This window comes from Halomonas sp. 141, from assembly GCF_002810305.1.
In the GTDB taxonomy this organism is placed as follows: Bacteria; Pseudomonadota; Gammaproteobacteria; order Pseudomonadales; family Halomonadaceae; genus Vreelandella; species Vreelandella stevensii.
The window spans coordinates 1-313 of sequence record NZ_PINZ01000157.1 but is presented as its reverse complement, the minus strand read 5'-3'; the positions used below and the strand labels follow the sequence as shown (position 1 = coordinate 313).

1 protein-coding gene is annotated in these 313 nt (G+C 64.9%); it reads left to right on the top strand.

Annotated features, from left to right (window positions below; translation table 11 throughout):
• On the top strand, positions 1 to 313 hold a 313-nt coding region (locus tag CWI66_RS17795), incomplete at both ends, for an IS66 family transposase (RefSeq protein ID WP_157809016.1).

Here is a 313-nt window from a genome sequence, read left to right as displayed (position 1 = left end):
TGCTCAAGTGCGAACGCCCGGTGTTCCGGCGCAAGGGCACCGAGAAGCCCATCACCACACCGGCCCCGTTCAACGTGCTGGACAACAGCCTGGCCGACGTCAGCCTGCTGGCCGGGCTGCTGGTGGACAAGTTCCAGTTCCACCTGCCGCTGTATCGTCAACACCAGCGCATCCAGCAGGCCGGTATCACCGTCAGCCGCAGCACCCTGACGAACCTGGTCAAGCGTGCCATCGACCTGCTGCGCCCCATCGTGGATGCCCAGACCGACAACGTGTTGCGCAGCCGGGTGCTGGCGATGGATGAAACGCCCAT